At 68.5% G+C, this 16,059-nt stretch carries 16 protein-coding genes; 10 read left to right on the plus strand and 6 right to left on the minus strand.

The features are described 5' to 3' along the window. Positions 1–422: 422 nt before the first annotated feature. The 3 genes from EPN29_13520 to EPN29_13530 all read left to right on the plus strand — a co-directional run bounded on the left by EPN29_13520 (position 423) and on the right by EPN29_13530 (position 3,751). Entirely contained in the window at positions 423–2,315 is a 1,893-nt protein-coding gene (locus EPN29_13520; protein TAN31374.1) for a hypothetical protein, read from the plus strand. A 636-nt stretch (positions 2,316–2,951) separates the two neighbouring features. Continuing rightward, positions 2,952–3,149, plus strand: a complete 198-nt coding sequence (locus EPN29_13525; protein ID TAN31375.1) for a hypothetical protein — start codon at positions 2,952–2,954, stop codon at positions 3,147–3,149. Next, positions 3,146–3,751, plus strand: coding sequence for a hypothetical protein (locus EPN29_13530; protein TAN31376.1), 606 nt, complete (start codon positions 3,146–3,148; stop codon positions 3,749–3,751). Before EPN29_13525 ends, EPN29_13530 begins: the two co-directional genes overlap by 4 nt. Here EPN29_13530 and EPN29_13535 read toward each other — a convergent pair. The 5 genes from EPN29_13535 to EPN29_13555 form a co-directional block, all read right to left on the minus strand. After that, a complete protein-coding gene (locus EPN29_13535; protein TAN31377.1) occupies positions 3,748–4,782 on the minus strand; it encodes a hypothetical protein in 1,035 nt (344 codons plus the stop codon). The genes EPN29_13530 and EPN29_13535 overlap by 4 nt on opposite strands. A 788-nt stretch (positions 4,783–5,570) precedes the next feature. Beyond that, positions 5,571–6,065, minus strand: a complete 495-nt coding sequence (locus tag EPN29_13540; GenBank protein ID TAN31378.1) for a hypothetical protein — start codon at positions 6,063–6,065, stop codon at positions 5,571–5,573. A 180-nt stretch (positions 6,066–6,245) separates the two neighbouring features. Further along, the gene (locus tag EPN29_13545; GenBank protein ID TAN31379.1) at positions 6,246–6,839 is read right to left on the minus strand and encodes a hypothetical protein; all 594 of its coding nucleotides are present in this window, start codon (positions 6,837–6,839) and stop codon (positions 6,246–6,248) included. A 9-nt stretch (positions 6,840–6,848) separates the two neighbouring features. Continuing rightward, positions 6,849–7,211 carry a hypothetical protein gene (locus EPN29_13550; protein TAN31380.1) on the minus strand — a complete coding sequence of 121 codons (363 nt, stop codon included), beginning with the start codon at positions 7,209–7,211 and terminating at the stop codon, positions 6,849–6,851. Then, on the minus strand, positions 7,204–8,361 hold the full coding sequence (locus tag EPN29_13555) for a hypothetical protein (protein ID TAN31381.1): 1,158 nt from the start codon (positions 8,359–8,361) through the stop codon (positions 7,204–7,206). The genes EPN29_13550 and EPN29_13555 overlap by 8 nt, the downstream gene beginning before the upstream one ends. Before the next feature lie 185 nt (positions 8,362–8,546). Here EPN29_13555 and EPN29_13560 point away from each other — a divergent pair, with 185 nt between their 5' ends. Genes EPN29_13560 through EPN29_13575 form a run of 4 tightly spaced genes read left to right on the plus strand, consistent with a single transcriptional unit; the run spans position 8,547 to position 11,819 of the window. Further along, positions 8,547–9,314, plus strand: a complete 768-nt coding sequence (locus EPN29_13560; GenBank protein ID TAN31382.1) for a ParA family protein — start codon at positions 8,547–8,549, stop codon at positions 9,312–9,314. A gap of 5 nt (positions 9,315–9,319) precedes the next feature. Further along, positions 9,320–9,646, plus strand: coding sequence for a hypothetical protein (locus EPN29_13565; GenBank protein ID TAN31383.1), 327 nt, complete (start codon positions 9,320–9,322; stop codon positions 9,644–9,646). Further along, entirely contained in the window at positions 9,643–10,302 is a 660-nt protein-coding gene (locus EPN29_13570) for a hypothetical protein (protein TAN31384.1), read from the plus strand. Before EPN29_13565 ends, EPN29_13570 begins: the two co-directional genes overlap by 4 nt. Then, positions 10,302–11,819: a hypothetical protein gene (locus EPN29_13575; protein TAN31385.1), complete on the plus strand. Its 1,518-nt coding sequence runs from the start codon at positions 10,302–10,304 to the stop codon at positions 11,817–11,819. Before EPN29_13570 ends, EPN29_13575 begins: the two co-directional genes overlap by 1 nt. Here the strand turns inward: EPN29_13575 and EPN29_13580 are convergent. Further along, a complete protein-coding gene (locus tag EPN29_13580) occupies positions 11,816–13,018 on the minus strand; it encodes a hypothetical protein (protein TAN31386.1) in 1,203 nt (400 codons plus the stop codon). The two genes, EPN29_13575 and EPN29_13580, sit on opposite strands and share 4 nt — an antisense overlap. Positions 13,019–13,386: 368 nt before the next feature. Here EPN29_13580 and EPN29_13585 point away from each other — a divergent pair, with 368 nt between their 5' ends. The 3 genes from EPN29_13585 to EPN29_13595 form a co-directional block, all read left to right on the plus strand. Further along, positions 13,387–14,502, plus strand: coding sequence for a MarR family transcriptional regulator (locus EPN29_13585; protein TAN31387.1), 1,116 nt, complete (start codon positions 13,387–13,389; stop codon positions 14,500–14,502). Then, positions 14,499–15,845 carry a replicative DNA helicase gene (gene dnaB / locus EPN29_13590; protein ID TAN31388.1) on the plus strand — a complete coding sequence of 449 codons (1,347 nt, stop codon included), beginning with the start codon at positions 14,499–14,501 and terminating at the stop codon, positions 15,843–15,845. The genes EPN29_13585 and dnaB overlap by 4 nt, the downstream gene beginning before the upstream one ends. Next, a partial coding sequence (locus EPN29_13595; GenBank protein TAN31389.1) for a hypothetical protein occupies positions 15,845–16,059 on the plus strand: 215 nt, incomplete at its 3' end. The genes dnaB and EPN29_13595, both read left to right, overlap by 1 nt.

Below are 16,059 nucleotides of genomic sequence, written 5' to 3' on the forward strand. Positions count from 1 at the left end.
CGGAGCCGAACATCGTCGTCCTCGAGGGACGAGAACCCGATGCGGGCGAGGGACGCTGATGCTCTCGACCTGGCCGCCCAGGGACGGCGGAAAGCCGGGGCTGGTGCGGGCTACAGGTCCCACTCGAAGTCGCGCGATTTCGAACGGGACGCGTCGCCGGCGCCCGCCTGGACAGTGTCGATCGAGTGAGCCCGCGAAAGCGCTCTGGCATCGTCCCGCCTTCGGCGTGGATGTGATCGGTGGCGGTCGCCCCGCGCGAACTGAACATCCCAGCACCGGTGTTGCCCTTGGGGCCGAAATTGCGGCTGATCGGCAAGCTCGCCTGTATTCGGCCGCGAGTCCCGGCGCCGGCGGCGAGCGCCTGAGCGGCAGCGTGGCCAGGATCGAGCGGCACACCCAGCGGCAGGCGAGTTGAGGCCGGGATGACTCTCGGCCAGAGAAGCAGCGAGCAGGCCCGCGAGAACGACCTGCACGTCCTCGAGGCGTTGGTTGGAGCTGGTGACCAGGGCCTGGTGACGGTGGAGCTTGCGGCCCGTGTCCATCTCCCCGAAAGGACGTGTCGCGCAGCCATCGACCGCCTGATCAGCAGGCGTCTCGTCGCAAGAGAAGGTCAGCGCGGCCGGGTGTTCGCGACGATCGCCGGCCGGACAGAAGCCGGCGCCGGCATCCCCGGCGTCGACGTCGGCCAGCAGCTCGGCGAAGCGATCGCGTGCTTTCCCTCGGAGGCTCAGCAGGCCTTCGCTCGGCTGCTCCTCTCTGGCATCGTCGCCCGCCATCACCTGGCGGTCCACTACACGGATGGGTGGGGCGGCTTCATCTGCTGCGGGCCGACTCAGACCGGTAAGACGTCGCTCGCGAGGTTGCCGTGCCGAATCTTCGGCTGGGACGAGCTCGGGACTCTCCGGATGCTGCCCGACGAAACGCCTGGCTCGGTCTTCGCGCGTCGAGTCCAAAGGGCCGACGGCTTCACGGTGGAGCAGCCGGCGATTCTCCGGAACGCCTACGTCTGCTTCGATGAGTGGGACAAGGCCGAGCCCGATGTGAGGAAGGCGGCCGGGCAGCTGCTCATGGGCTACGTCGCGACGGAGCTGGAGGGCGCCCGGGTCGAGATTCGGCCGAGCGTGATGGTCTGTCTCAACACCGGCCCCGAGGGCTTGGCCGTTCTCAACCAGGCCTATGTCCGGCGCTCAGTGGTGCTCGATACGGGAGCGCTGACGGGGCTGTTGGATGACATCGACGAGGCGATGCGGCGGCTCTATCGCCGCGTCGCGATTCCTCGATTGGATCTCGACCACCTCAGGCCGCCGGCTCAGGAGCTTCCGGATGAGGAGCGGAAAGAACTCCGGGACGATCTCCGGCAGGGGCTGACTCAGGAGGGGTGGCAGTTGTGCGACGTCGAGGCCTTGAGCCGGCTCGCGCTCGGACGTGCCGCGCTCCAGGCCGATAACGACTTGCGTCGGGCTGCGCACGCGACCGCCCTGGACTACCTGACGTGCTCGGCAACTGTCGGCCATGCCGTGCCCGGGTTCGCAAGCCGCGTCAGCCGGGAGCTCGGCGGCCGCGGTCCGCTGGGCCCAGATCCTGCTGCTGCACAGGCGGAGGTGGAGGCGCGACGCGTTGCGAAGCTCGACGCGGAGCGCCGGGAGGCCGAGGCACGGATCAAGTTCGAAGCCGAGCGAGAACGTCTCGCCGCGCTACTCGTCGAGGCCCGGACCGCGCTCGGGCACAGCCGCAATCCGCAGGCCCGGGCGCTGATGGTCGGCCTCGCCTCAGCTGCGCGAGAGGTCCGCGGGGCGCGCAGCAGGGAGACACTCGCTCTGGCGTGGCAGACGGCGGAGCACTGGCTGCAGGAGGCTCGAGCTTGGCGCCAAGACTTCGACCGCCAACGGACGGAAGCGGCCCAGCGGGCGCAGCAGTTGCGCGCGATGCGCGAACGCGAGCGGCGGGACTCGGCGCTCCGAACGCGGCAGGCGCAAGCGGAAAAAAAGAAGCAGCGTGCGCGCTGGGAGCAGTGGCGCCGGGCCCTGGCCGACCTGGTGCCGCTGGACCCCGACTCGACGCTGATGGGGAAGCTCGAGGAGTTGGGCGCGGTGAACTGGGTGGCCAACCCGGCGATGACGGGCGGCTGGGCCAACCGCCTGAAAGTCGCGGTCGTCCAGGGCACAGGGCACTGGGACTACCGGGGCCTCGTGGTGGCGGCGAGCGACGCGGAAGACGTCTGGCTCAACGAATGGCACATCGCCGACGACCAGGTCGCCGCGCTCGGCGGCCGCCGGCTAAAGCCGCCGGTCTTCAGACAGCGCCGTCTGGCGTGAGCCGCTGCGCTCACTGTGGGTCGCCCCTGCCGTCGTCACGGCGCCACGGTGAGGAGCGGCGTTTCTGCGACTCGACCTGCCGGCAAGCGGCCCGCTACCGTCGGCACCGGGGCCTCCCGGAGGACTGGAATCCGGACGCCGCGCGCCGGCGGGCCGCAAAACGTGGCGATGGCGCGCCCGGAGACCCCAAAACGCCTCGGCCGAGCGCGTTTCCAAGGCGCTAGGAGGCCATGGAAGCCGGTTTTCGGGTACTGCGCTGACACGCCTCAACAGCACTGCACAGCCTTAACCGCTTTAACAGAACTTCTTGGGCTCACGACCCACAAAACCGCCCCTCCAGTAGCTCGTCACGTCCAATGACACCGGGCCTTGCTTTTTGAGCCGACTTGGGCCATCGTAGTGCGGGACGGAACGAGTTGAGCCCAACTGAGCCCCGGAAGTGCGCCTTCTGTGGCGCCGAGCTGGCCCCAGTCGGCCTCCAGGGGGGTCGGCGGAGGCGGTTTTGCAGTGACGCGCACAAGAAGGCAGCGGCTCGGCGCCGTGAGCAGGGTCTGCCCGAAAGCCTGCCGCTGCTTGGGCATCGCGGCCGAATGAAACTCGCCCGAATGGTCGCCCTCGAGGCGAAAGGAGGAAGTGATGACGCTCCAGATTGAGGAGCTGACGCCCGCGGTACTCAAGGAGGAGGCCTCCCGCGCTCGGGCGGTGGCGGCTGTCGCCCGGGAGGTGGAGCGGCACCGGTTTCTGACGCCCGACCAGCTCCATCGAATCGCGGATCTCCACGAGCAGTTGGCAGGAGAGCTCGAGGGAATCGCGGCGTCCCGGACGGTTCGTTGAGGGTCGCCGTCTACGCGCGGGTGAGCACCCGCGACAAGGACCAGAATCCCGAGACGCAGATGGAGCCGCTGCGCGCCTACGTGGCAGCGCAGGGGTGGCAGGTCGCGCAGGAATTCGTCGACCGCGCCCCCGCCGGCGACCAGGCCGCGAGGAAGGCCTGGAGGCAGCTTCTCGCCGGCGCCGCGCGACGGCAGTTCGACCTGGTCCTGGTATGGAGGATCGACCGCGCCTTCCGGTCGGTGCTCGACGCGGCGAACACGCTTGAGCAGCTGCGGCACTGGAGGATCGGCATCCGCTCCTACTCGGAGCCCTGGCTGGACACAACCAGCCCGTTCGGCGAGGCTCTCTTCCACATCACCGCGGCCTACGCCCAGCTCGAGCGCGCGGTCCTGGCCGAGAGAGTCAAGGCCGGCATGGACCGAGCCGCCAGGGAGGGCGTCCGGATCGGCCGGCCCGCGGCGATCGACCGGAAGGGGTTCCGCCGGCGGTGGGCTGAGGTCTCGGCGCGCATCCACTCCGGTGAGACCTCGAGGCGAGCGGCTGCCAAGGAGCTCGGGGTGGGCGTCGCCACCGTAGCCCGCCTTCTCGCCGCCGAGGCCTAGAACTCCTCGCCCCACAGGGCGTCGAGCGCCTCGTCCGACTCGACCAGTTCCTCGAGGAGCTCTCCGGTGTAGGGGTCCTCATATCGCCACCGCGACTGCTCCGCTCGCTCCAGGCGGGCATCGAGGCTTTCAACTCCAGGCTCAGGCGGCATGTAGTTCTCGTCGAGCTCGTCGCCGAAGCCCCGGAAGGCGCGCACGTCGCGCCGGGCCTGCCGGCGGCGGTCGAGCTCGAGCTCGCGGTCTCTCTCTGACCGCTTCTTTCGAAGCGAGATCCGGAGCTCCTCGCAGAAGTCCCGCTCGAGCAGCCGGTAGACCCAGCGGCGATTCACACGCAGGTAGAGGCCGATCTGGGTCGCGCCATAGCCGAGGCGCTCGAGGCGGTGGGCGTGAACGATGTTCGAGATGTCGAACCGCGTGCCGGCGACGATCATCTCCAGGACTGTCAGGGTGTCCTCGTCGTGGTCCGCGTCCTCGTCCTCGGCGAGCAGCTGCCAGGAGCGCATCTCCTCCTCGGGCGACAGCGCCGGCGGCTCCAAAGGAGGCGGCCCGGGTCGCCGCGGGAGGATCGCCGGCGGCACCGCGCTCCGGCCGAGCTGCTTGCGCTGCTCGACCTGCGCGTAGAGGACCTCGTCGAGTCGGTCGAGGGGCGGGAAAAACTGCAGCACGTACTCGTCGGCGCCAATCTCCGCCATCGCCTCGCGCCAGGAGCGGCCCTGGAGCTGGAGGCGGTGGAACTTGAGATAGCGGAACAGCGTCGGGTCGTAGCTGGGGTTCGCGATCGTCCGCCGGAGGTGCTTTCCCAGCTCGCCGTCCTGGTCGAGGGCCGGGCCGAGCAGCTGCTCGAAGGCTTCATCGTCCGGGAGCGCCGCAGGCCTCCCTCGCTTCCTGGCGGGTAGCTGGCCCACCTCGGCCGGGTCGAACATGTACGCGCCGTGCGGCCCCCGCTTCGCGCCGAGCCGCCCCTTCTGGACCATCCGGAGCACCGTTTTCTCGCAGCAGCCGAGCGCCACGGCCGCCTCGGCGAGGGTCACCCGGGCGAGCCCAGATCGGACATTTTCAGAGCTTAACTACGTGGCCTTTTCTAAACGGTGGAGGGACGACCTCCGCGACGAGGGCGAAAGGACGCTCTCAACCTCGCCGGCGGGTCTGACCGGCGCCTGGTCCTAACTGGGCAAGCACCACGACCTCGACCCTGCTGCGGGTGCATTGCGCCCCGCTGGGAAGGGGTTTCTGGGGACGTTGGGGCTTCTCCCGACCTCAGCCTCGGGCAACTTCCGCGCTGGCGGATGCTCGCGGCTGGGCCGTCGCAGGCCCAGACAAATAACAAGCCACCCGACCTCCGAAGAGGCGAGCGGCCTGCCGATGAAGCAATCGAGAGCCTAGCACCGGGCGGCTCAAGGCTCCAAACAGGCGCGGCGCGGCGGGGTGAGGTTGGCGGTCTCAAAAGGAGGCAGGCAGCAGTCATGGAGTTCAACTTCAATGGCGGCGGGCGGTTCACCTGGAAACAGGTTGCCGCCGCGGCCGCGGTGATCGTGGCACTGATCGGCAAGCTGCACGGCATCGGCTTCTAAGCCAGCCGGCTGAGGGCGTCAGGGGAGCGGCCGGGGCCCGGCTCGGCCCGCGAACCCCTTCCACCGCCCGTTCCGAAAGGGGAGCTGGGCTCCCCGAGTTCAACAGGTGGCCCCCGGGGGCCACTCCGGAAGGAAGTCCTTCCGGATCACGCCCATGCCGCCGCGGCGGCCTTAACTTGCTCCAGCTGGCTCGAACTCGCGATAGCCCGCAACTGTCCCGCGCCAGTCCCGCTCGAGGGACTTCGCCCTCAGGGCGTCGGCCACCACACGGTGTACTCGATGGGGACGTCGGAGTAGATGGCGCCGGCGCCCGCCTTGAAGTTCGCGGGGGCGAAGAAGATCGGCTGGGCGCAGTTGTCCATCCTCGTGAGCCCGTGGTCGCCCGTGATCTCGGGAGAGGACGTGAGCACGGTCTCCGGGCTGTAGGCCAGGCGGACCACGACAGGACCGCGGAGGGATCGCCATCGGACCAGGGTCACGCCTGTCCCGCAGCCATTCATGGTGTGCGGGAAGCTGGGCAGCACGTTGCCGATGCCGGAGAAGACCCTGATGGAGCCCGAGCCCTGGTCGGCTTCCCGGTAGCCAGGCATCGCCACCGGGAACGGCGGCGCGGTCGGAGGCGGCGAGGGGATCGTCCCCGAGGCAGAGAGGCGTAGCAGCTGCTGCGGCGACCCGCGTTGCACTCCGATCGTGAGGGCAACGCCAAGCAGGAACGCGATCACCGCGATCACCGCCGTGCGCACGACGGTGAGATCCTAGGCTCGCTGAGCCGTCTGTGACCTGGGCCGCTCGTGCGGGGGGTTCAACAACGTCTCCCGTCGGGGTAAGATCGAGGCAGCCGCCGGCTGCAGTAGCGGTCGGAAGTCGCCCCGGGTTAACCGATGGAAGTTCGGGACCCCGGGGCGGCGGCTTTTCTAGGCTCCTCAGTCCCTCATTTCGATGACCCGGAGCTGGCCCTCGGCCAAGCGCCGGATGTACTGATCCTCGCCCTCCCCGAGCTTCGCGGCTACCGCACCGGCGACCGCGTCAGGGGCGAATAGGAGGGGCTCGAACTTCGGCCGGTTGAAGGAGTAGAGGAGCTCCTCCGGCGCCAGGCCGGCCCGGATCGCTTGGGCGATCGAGACCCGGTCCTTGGCGTCGTTCCCCTCCTCCCTCGTCTCGAGCACCAGCTCCCGGACGCCGAGCTGGGTCAGCTCCCACAGCAGTCTCTGGAGAACGAGCGTCCTCGCCCGGGGCTGCTTCCGACCGCCGGCGTAGCTGCAAGTCGTTGCGAGGCATGGCAGCTCGAGCGTCGCGATCGTGTCCAGCATCGCGCGCCTGCGGGCTGGCTGCTCGAGACGCCAGTGAAACCTCGAGCTCCGGCCCTGGAGGGCCGCGGCGAGCGTGTCTCGCGCCTGCAGCTGGTCACTGACTACGACCGCGACCGCCGCCATGACGTAGATGGAGCGGCCCTCCTCGGTGGTCGTCGCGCGCATCGCCTCGTCGACGTAGGCGACCAAGTCGCGGGGCTCAGGCACGCGGAGAGGCTACTCGACCGCCACCAGCTGGCCTCTCCGGGTCCGCGCCGGCGTAGACCGAGAGCGCGGGCGAGACAAGGCCGGGTTCCCCGAGCCTGGTTTGGTGGGCAGCGCACCGACGAAGTGGCGGAGCCAGTCCCGCCAGGCCTCGTCCTCGCCGCGATCATCACCGCGGCGCACCTCAGCAGCCCTCCAGCCACAGCCGCACGCTGCTGAGTAGCCGCGAAAAAGGGCTCCGGAGTCGAGGGCGTCGGCGACGACGTCGCGGTCGTCGCCGACCTGGTCGCCCACGACGAGTACGGGCATGAAGCACGGCAGCACCCAGGCCCGATGCTGAGAGCCGGCGGCGATTACGTCGTTAGCGTCAGGCACTGGCGCCCGCCTCTGCCGTTGGCCGCTCTTTGTCGCCCTCCGGGCCCTCGAGCACGTGCAGGAACCGCCGCTTACGGGAGGGCGCCACGTCGAGGTAGTTCATGATCGTGGCGGCGCTGTGGTGGCCTGCGATCGTGATCGCGACCTCGAGCGGGACGTCTTTGTCTACGAGCTCCGTGATCGACGTGTGGCGGAGGCGATGGTTCGTGAAGCCGTGAAGCCCGAGCCGGGCGCAGAGCCGCAACCAGGCGTAGTTAGCGGCCTTCGCGGTAAGCCGCTTCCCCTCCAGCTGGCGGGCGTGCGTCACAAACAGCGCCGGCGATAGATCGCGACGAGCGCGCAGGTACTCCTCGATGGCCCGTTCAGCCTGTGCGGTGAGCATCAGCTGCTTCTGGCCGCCCCCCTTCTCGATCACGAAGGCGGTCCGGTCGACGAAGCTGTCTCGATTCAGCTGGAGCACCTCGGAGATCCTGGCCGCGGTCGAGAACAGAACGAAGAACAGCGCACGATCGCGGAGCTCGGCGAGGCTGGTGGGAACGTTGTGCAGATAGGCGCGGAGCTCGGCGAGCTGGGCCGTGGCGAGCGGGCGGGGCCGGCCCTTAAGCCGCTTGGCAGGCTCGATCCGCATCGCGATCCCGGGATCGACGCCGAGGCCGTTCATCGCTCCCCAGCGGAGCGCCGATCGGACGACACTCGTATATGCGGCCCGACTGTTCGCGCCCAGCTGCTTGCTCTCGAGCCACGAGTAGACGTCCTCGATCCGCAGCTGCGCTCCGTCGGAGATCCCGACCTGGCCGAGCCATGCCCCGAACAGCCCGAGGACCAGGGCGTTGTTTCGGACGGTGGTGTCGCGGCGATTCCGTAGCCGCAACCGACGGATGTAGGCATCGGAGAGCGAGGCGAACCATCCCGGGATGCCCGCTATCGGCACGAGCTGCCGGTCCGGAAGGGCCTCAATACTTTCGTCACGCGCTACGAGCCCCGCCACGGGCTCGGGCGATGGCGGGGTGTGGGATCTCTCGGCGGGGGGAACTCCGAGCAGCAGCCGGGCTTCCTCGGGGCGCAGGACCCCCAGCTGTACGGCCTGCAGGATCTCGGCGGCCGACTGGAACCGAACGGCCCCTGGCTTTGCTGAAACGATGGCAGTCACGAACGCGGCACCTCCTCCCGGATGGAATGACGCGTATTGTCACCCTAAGCGCGCTATATGTACAATAGTGGCCCAAATGGGTCGCCCACTGAGGCCCGAGCGGGTGTACGCTTTGTGCCCAATAGCGCGCCTTGGCCCCTTTTAGGGCCTCCCAATCCCACTCCACGTCACAGCAGAGGAACGCCATGAGGGTCGTCGCAATCACCAACCAGAAGGGCGGGACCGCGAAGACGACGACCGCCGTTTCACTGGCCGCAGCTCTCGCCGAAGCGGGGCGTCGGGTGCTCGTGATCGACTTCGATCCTCAGGCGAACGCAAGCTCCTGGCTCGGCGTTGCGGACGGTGGCCGCGGCCTAGTGGACGCTTTGGGTGACAAAGCGCGCATTGATCACCTGATCACCGATACCAGCGCCCCGGGCGTCCAGCTGGTGCCGTCCTCGACCTGGATGATCGGTGCCGAGCGTGTCCTCGCGGGCGAGCCCGGGGCCGAGATGATCCTCCGCCGGGCCGTCGAGCAGCTGCCCAACCGCTGGGACTACGTCCTAATCGACTGCCAGCCGTCGCTCGGTTACCTCGCGGTCTCAGCACTCGCCGCCGGCGACGAGGTCCTGGTCCCGGTCGAGCTCCAAGCGATGCCGCTAGTGGGCTTGGCAGCGCTCACCCAGACGATCGAGAGAGTGCGGGATCGCTTGAACCCGGGCCTGAAGATCTCGGCGATCCTGGCCTGCCGGGTAAAGCGGACCTCGCTCGCTCGAGAGGTCCGCGACCGGCTGAAGACCCACTTCAACGGGACAGTGATGGAGACCGGCATCCGGGAAAACACCAAGCTCGCGGAGGCGCCCTCTCACCACCTACCGATCACCCTTTACGCGCCCAGCTCGAGCGGGGCAGAAGACTACCGGGCGGCCGCGGCCGAGTTGGACCGCCGGCGACCGAGCCTAAAGAGGAGCTGAACGATATGGCCAAGCGAAAAGCGCTAGGGTCCGATCCCTTCGACGCCGTGCTCCCAGCAGCGAGGCCGGCTCCCGTGGAGGCACGGGTGGATGAAGCCTCCTCCACGGGCGCCGTGCGCCTCGGAATCCGGTTCGACTCGGACTTGATCGACGAGATCCGCGATGCGGTAGTCGCCCTGTCGGGCCCTCCGCACCAGCTGACGGTCGTCGGATTCGTCAACGAGGCCTGCCGGCGCGAGCTGGCGAGGCTGAGGAACGAGGCCAACCGCGGGCAGCCATTCCCTCACCGCGGGTCGGCTCCCCGACGAGGTCGTAGAGTCTCGGGCGCGTGATCGAGACCGCCGCTGTCGAGCCGAGGAGCCCGAGCGTCGGGGCCGCCTTCGTTCACATGGAGGCTGCGATCGAGCACCTCGAGGCAGCCCTCGGGCACCTGGTCGACGAGCCCTTCGAGCCGATCTCCGCTGTGAACTTGCGCGGGTGGACGGCCGGCGTCGCCGAGCGCTTGGGCGACCAGCTGGCTGAGGTCGCCTCGATGCTGGCGTTTGTAGACCTCGAGATCCGCGAGGCGCTGAGCGTCTTCGACCCTGCGGCAAGCGCCATTGTGGCGGCCCCCGAGTTCGACCAGATCGTCACGAAGCTCGAGGAAACGCTCCGGCGAGCGGACTGGGTGAGCCTCCTCGAAAAGCTCAGCCCAGAGAGCCGCCATCTCGAGGTGCTGCTGGCGCTCCTGGGGGCCGTTCCGAATCCGGCCCACGCCGTGATCGGAGCAGCGATCGCGGACTCAATTCGCCAGCTCCTCGACGCCGGGCAGATCTCAGAGCAGGAGGCCCTCCAGGCGATCCCGGGCATCGTGGGGCTGTTGGCGAGCGACCTGCTGCCGCTCCAGTACTTCCACGGCGCCCACGCCGGCGCGCGCCAGGAGCTCGCTTGGGCTCCGCGAGTTCAAGCGGTGATCGCAAGGGAAGTCGCGGCGAGGCTCGCGGTCTGATGGCCAGCAAGCCGCGCGACATTGAGGTCACGCCAGACCAGCGCCGACGTTTAGGCCAGGAGCTCCGCCGCGAGCTCGAGGTCGTCGTGAAGGGTCTGGAGAGCTGCTCGCTCGACCAGGTGATCCAGAAGCGCGCGGAAGCCGTCTTCCAGCGGCTATGGGAGGCGCAGCAGGCCGGCGCCGACGTTCCGATCCTGCCTCGCGCGCGAATCTCCTCCCGACCCCAGGGAGCAGTGCCCAAGCTCGCGGACGTTGCGACCAAGGCAGGGGTGCTCGCGCTCGTCGGCCACATGGCTGAGCACATGGGCAGGGAGAGGGTCGCCGGAATGAGCGAGATGGAGTTCAACCGCCAGCTCGTCGCCTGGCTGGCGGTGGTCCTGGACGTGCCCGACAAGCGCGACTTCGTTGCGCAGCTGAGCAAGGTGCTCCGGGTGCCGCCAGGGCTGCCTGGCAAGGCGCTGCCGGTCAAGCCATTGGCAGAGCCGATCGCGTTCACGAACGGCTCCGCGACACTGATCTCGACGCCGACCCTGCGGGCCCTTGCCGCTGCGGCCATGGGCGACGCAGACCACCTCAGCCATGACAACCAGGGCCACCCCTACTACTCGTTCGCCGATGTGGACGGGCAGGTCGCGATCACGTTTCGCGACGCCGGCGCAGCTGTTCCCGACCTGGCTCGAAGCGAGTGGGTCGCTCAGCAGTTCAAGGTGTTCGGCCTCGGCGACCTAACGACCCTGCTCGTGATCCTCGCCCGGCTGGCTATGCGTAGTCCGGATGACGGCGACTGGACCTGGATCTGGGCGGGCGACGTCCTCACCGAGAGGGGCGTGATCAAGAAGCGCGCCCGGGTCCCTGGAGCCGTCAACAAGTGGCACAACCGCGGCCACCGGTCGGAGGACATCCAGCGGGTGGCCGATCAGATCGAGCGGCTCGCGACGGTGTGGGTGGAGCTCCTCCGGGTTCCGCTTCCCGAAAGCGGCAAGGGACGTCCGAAAGTGGGCACGCTCGAGGGCCGGGTCCTTCAGCTCGGATTCCGGCACAAGCAGGGCGACCTGATCGATTCCTCCCTAGTCCCGGTGGCATGGCAGGTGCGGGAGGGGGAGGCGCTCAGCAGCTTCCGGAAGACCGGGGCGCACTTCGTCCCGATCGCCCGGACGGTGCTCCGATATCACCAAAACAGTCCCAAAGCGCGCTTAGGGATCTTTTTCACGCTCAACATGAGCGTTACCGGTGGCGGGCTGATCTGCCGGGTCAGGGTCGGCGACCTTCTCCAGACGGTGAATCTCCCCTTCAAGCGGAGGAACGCTGACCGCTATTGGAAGAGCTTTCAGGAGGCGCTCGCCGGGCTCCAGGCCGACGGGGTGATCGGCGCCTACCGGTTCGTCGGGCTCCCCGACCGGCTGCCTTCGCGTGGCTGGGCGGACCTGGTCCTGGCCAGCCTCCTCGAAGTCGAGGCACCACAGTGGGTTGAGCAGCTGATCCCGGGTGAGGAGCAGCTACTGCTGGGCTCGGGCTAGGCCGACTCTGGCAGGTCTGGCTTGATGGTCCGGCGCCGACGCTGGTTGACCACTGACTGAGGCAGCTTTCGCTTGAGAGGCCGGCCACTGGTCGGCAAGGCCGGAAGGGCAAGCCGGAGTTCCTCTCGATCAAAGTGGTTCAGGTAGCGCTGGGTCGTGCTGAGGTGCTTGTGCCCGAGCACCAGCATCAGCTTCACGATCGCATCGCCCCCGACGCCCTTGGCGTGTCGGAGGAACCTCAGCGCGAACGTGTGCCTGAGGCTGTGGGGGGTGACTCGCTTTTGCCAGCCCAAGCTGACGACGTAGGTGGTCACGATGCTCCAGGCGGCTTTGCCTGAGAGCCGACGACCGCGGTGCTTGTGGCTGCTCTGGAAGATCGGGAGGCGATCGCCGACCTCGACGCCGGCGGCGACCAGGTGCTCGAGCAGGATCTGGGTGACGTCCGGGCCAAGCGGCACGATCCGAGGCTGGGCGCCCTTCGCGATGCCGGCGTGGATGTTCAGGCAGAGGCAACCGTCCTCGCCGTAGAAGACGTCCTTGCCCTCGAGGCCCACGACCTCACTGCGGCGGAGTCCCGCGCCCAGCATCAAGGCGATGATCGCCCGGTCACGGGTGTTGTCTGGGGCTGCCAGGAGGTCCGCGATCTCGTCTTCCGAGAGCACCAGGTAGGGCCTCTCGACGTCAGCTGAGGGCACTCGGCCGAGGAGCTCCCGCAACTCCTCCGGCGATAGGTCGTGAGCGCGGAAGGCCCGGCTCCATTTCAGGAACGAGCGGAGGGCCATGATCGCGAGCCTCTTCGTGCCCGGGGCTCCCCCGAGGCGGTCTCGGACGTAGCGGGCATAGACCATCACATGCTCGGGCTGGAGCTCGCCTAGACACCTCGCGGCGGGCCGGCTGGCCCGGAATACGGCGGCGGCCCGCCGCATGTTGCGCCCGTAGTGGTCGCGGGTGTTGGGGTTGTCGATCTTAAAGGTCAGCCAGGCCTCAATCGCGGTCTCCCAGTCCCAGCTCCGCAGGAGGCTCCTGAACTCACCGAGGGTGGTCACGCGCCGAGCCTCGGCCTCCTGCTTGGTGGGCACCGGCAGGTCGCGGTCATCGGGGAGTCTCCGGGCGAGCACGAGGAAGAGATTCCGCCTGTCAGCGGCCTCTGAAGTCTCACGGTTAAGGGCGGCGCGCCGGCGCCGGCTCGACCTCGGCATGACGGGCCGAGCCTAGGCGGCCTCCGTGGGACGGAACCAGTTGCAAAACGCGACGGGGAGGTGTGCAGAGCCGCCCTCCGGGACCCCGGACACCCCAAATAGCGACGGAAAGGTGTGCAAACCGAGACCCGAATAGCGACGGAAAGGGGTGCAAAACGGGACGGAAAGGCGTGCAAAACGGGACGGAAAGGTGTGCAGACAAAACGGCCCTCAGAGGGCCCGGCCGAACTCAGCGAGGCCGAAATAGCGACGGAAAGGTGTGCAAACAAGGCTGTTTTGGGGTCCTTGGGGGGGCTTGCTCGAAAAAATCGGAGGTCGTCTAATCAGGCCACCCGAACGGCGGTTCCCAGGGCCGCACCGAGAAAGCGATGAAGCACCGCGTCACAGCAGATTTCGGATCTGCCCTACCGCTCGAGCTGCATGAGCAGCTGCCCCTCCTGGCGCCAGCCGAGGCGATCCAGGCCCTCAACGCGAGCGGTTTACTGCCGGACCCCGACGAGGTCTGGCGCGCCTACACGGAGACCAACACGCCCACGCCGGAGGCCGCCGCGGTGCTCGCTCACCTCCAGCTGCTCGTCAGGCAGGGCGACCGCTGGGCGGACCAGCGGCAGTTGGCGGAGCTGGCGGCGACGTCACCGAGCACGGTGAGCCGTTGTGTCGACCGGCTGCGGCAGCTGGGTTTGGTCGCCACGAGCGGGGGCGAGCGTGTCCGGCGCGGTGGGAAGGTTGAGCGCTCCTGCCTCCATTACCGGCTGACGTGGTCCAGCGCGATCGAGCTCAAGCCGCACCGGCTACTCCAGGCCCGGCTGTGGGCGTGGAGTCGGGGCGCTGGAGTTCCAGCTCGGGAGGCGGCTGCTTGCCTCCGCCGCGGCCCTGGCGGCGTTCAGCGGTTGAGGCTCCTAGTCTCGGCGTGCCGGCTCAAGCCCAGGCGTGGGCGGCCGGTAGTAGTGGTCCCTTCGTCTCACGGTCGGGACCAGGTCGCGCCCGAGCAGCGAGGCGCCGCGGCGATCGGCGACATCCTGCGAGCCCGCCTGGAGCACGGTGCTTCAAGTTCGAAACCGCTTGTTTTGCGGCCTTCCTGGAGCGAGGGCTATAGGGATTCCAGACAAGGTCTGAAATCCCCGGAAAGCGCGCACGACGCGCCCGGCGTTCGAATCGACCATTACCCAGATAGTGGCCATAGTGAACTCGAAACCAGCACGGAACCGAGCTCAAATCCCGTAACCATCGACGGCGACCCGCAGCTCCTCCGGACACGCTGCGAAGCGCTGGCGGCGACTATCCGAGATCGGGCTCCTCGAGCGATGTGGCACGAGGTCGTCAGACGGGCGACGCGAGGCCGCATCCCCCTGGCGAGGGCGGTGGAGCTCTACGAGCAGTGTGTGGCCGAGGCTCGCGTCGAGAGTCGGATCGGCAACGTGGCGGCGCCGGCAGCTTGGGCAGCCGCCGGCTTTAGACGGCGAGTTCGAGAGGAGGCAGCTTGAGCGCGATCGCAGTCGTCTCCAGCAGCGTCGGGGCGCCCCCGCAGGACCTGGATGCCGAGCAGTCGGTGCTCGGATCGATCCTGCTCCAGCCGGCCTCTCTGCTCGAGGTCGTCGACTTCCTGAGGCCCGAGGACTTCTATCGCGAGAACCACGGCCAGATCTACAGGGCCGCGATTGCGCTACAGGAGGCCGGCGAGCCGATCGACAACGTGACGTTGGGTTCAGAGCTCGACAAGCGCGCCCTGCTGGAGCGCATAGGCGGTCGCGCCCAGCTGGCGCTGCTGCAGGAGCAAGTCCCCACCGCCGCGAACATCGAGCGCTACGCGCGGATCGTGAAAGAGCACGCTCAGCGCCGGCGCCTGGTCTCCGCCGGCCAACACATCATCGGGCTCGGCCAGGATGTCGCCCTCTCGGCCGAGGAGGCCATCGACCAGGCAGGCGCCAGTGTCTTCGCGGTTGGCTCGGACCGTGCCGAGAGGTCGGCTCCGATCAGCGACCTCCTCGTCGATGCGATGGACCGGCTCGACTCGCGGCAGGAGTCCGGTCGAGGGCTGAGTGGGATCTCATCCGGGCTCTACGACCTGGACGCACTCACGGGCGGCTGGCAGGGCGGTGATTTGGTGATCGTCGCCGGCAGGCCTGGGATGGGAAAGACGACGGCGGTGCTTGATTTCGCTGCGCAGGCCTGCACCGCCGGGGTGCCTGTCGCGATCTTCAGCCTCGAGATGTCCCGCGGCGAGCTGATTGACCGGCTCCTCTGTGGGAAAGCCAGGGTGAGCAGCCACCGCTACCAGAGCGGCGGCCTCAACGACGACGAGCTGGACCGGATCGCAAGGGCCGCGGGCGAGCTCGGAAACCTGCGGATGTTCATCGACGACCGCCCCGGCCTGGACGAGCTGGCGCTGGCCGCCGAGGCGCGCCGGCTGAAGCTCCGGGAGGGGATCGGCGTGGTCGTCGTGGACTACGTGCAGCTGATCCATGGGCGCAGGCGCGGCCAGGACCCAGACCGTATCCAGGAGGTCTCGGGCGTCACCCGGACGCTCCGCCAACTGGCCCGCGAGCTCGACGTCCCCGTGCTGGCCGTGTCCCAGCTGAGCCGGGCCCCAGAGCAGCGCACCGACAAGCGGCCGATGCTCTCCGACCTCCGGGAGACCGGCGAGCTCGAGCAGGCGGCCGACCTGGTCGTGTTCGTCTACCGCCCCGAGTACTACAAGCCGGATGACAACCCCGGCATCGCCGAGATGATCGTCGCCAAGCACCGCAACGGGCCGACCGGAACCGCGGAGGTCCGCTTCCGCAAGGAGCTGATGCTCTTCGAGAACCTGGCGCGGAGGGAGGCCTGATGGGCGACGACCAACAGCGGCGACTGATGGACCACGCCTTCTACCAGGCACAGGACCTCGCTGCGGCGGTGAGGAAGCCCCGGAAGACGACGATCAAGAACGACAAGTTCAGCTGCCTCGTGACCTGCATCTGCGGCCACTCGACCCTGATGAACGGGGAGGTCGAGCACCCGATCTTCGGCGGCTATTGCGAGGGCTGCGCGCGGCCGCTGCC

This window comes from bacterium (assembly GCA_004299235.1).
Taxonomy (GTDB): Bacteria; Chloroflexota; Dormibacteria; order Dormibacterales; family Dormibacteraceae; genus SCQL01.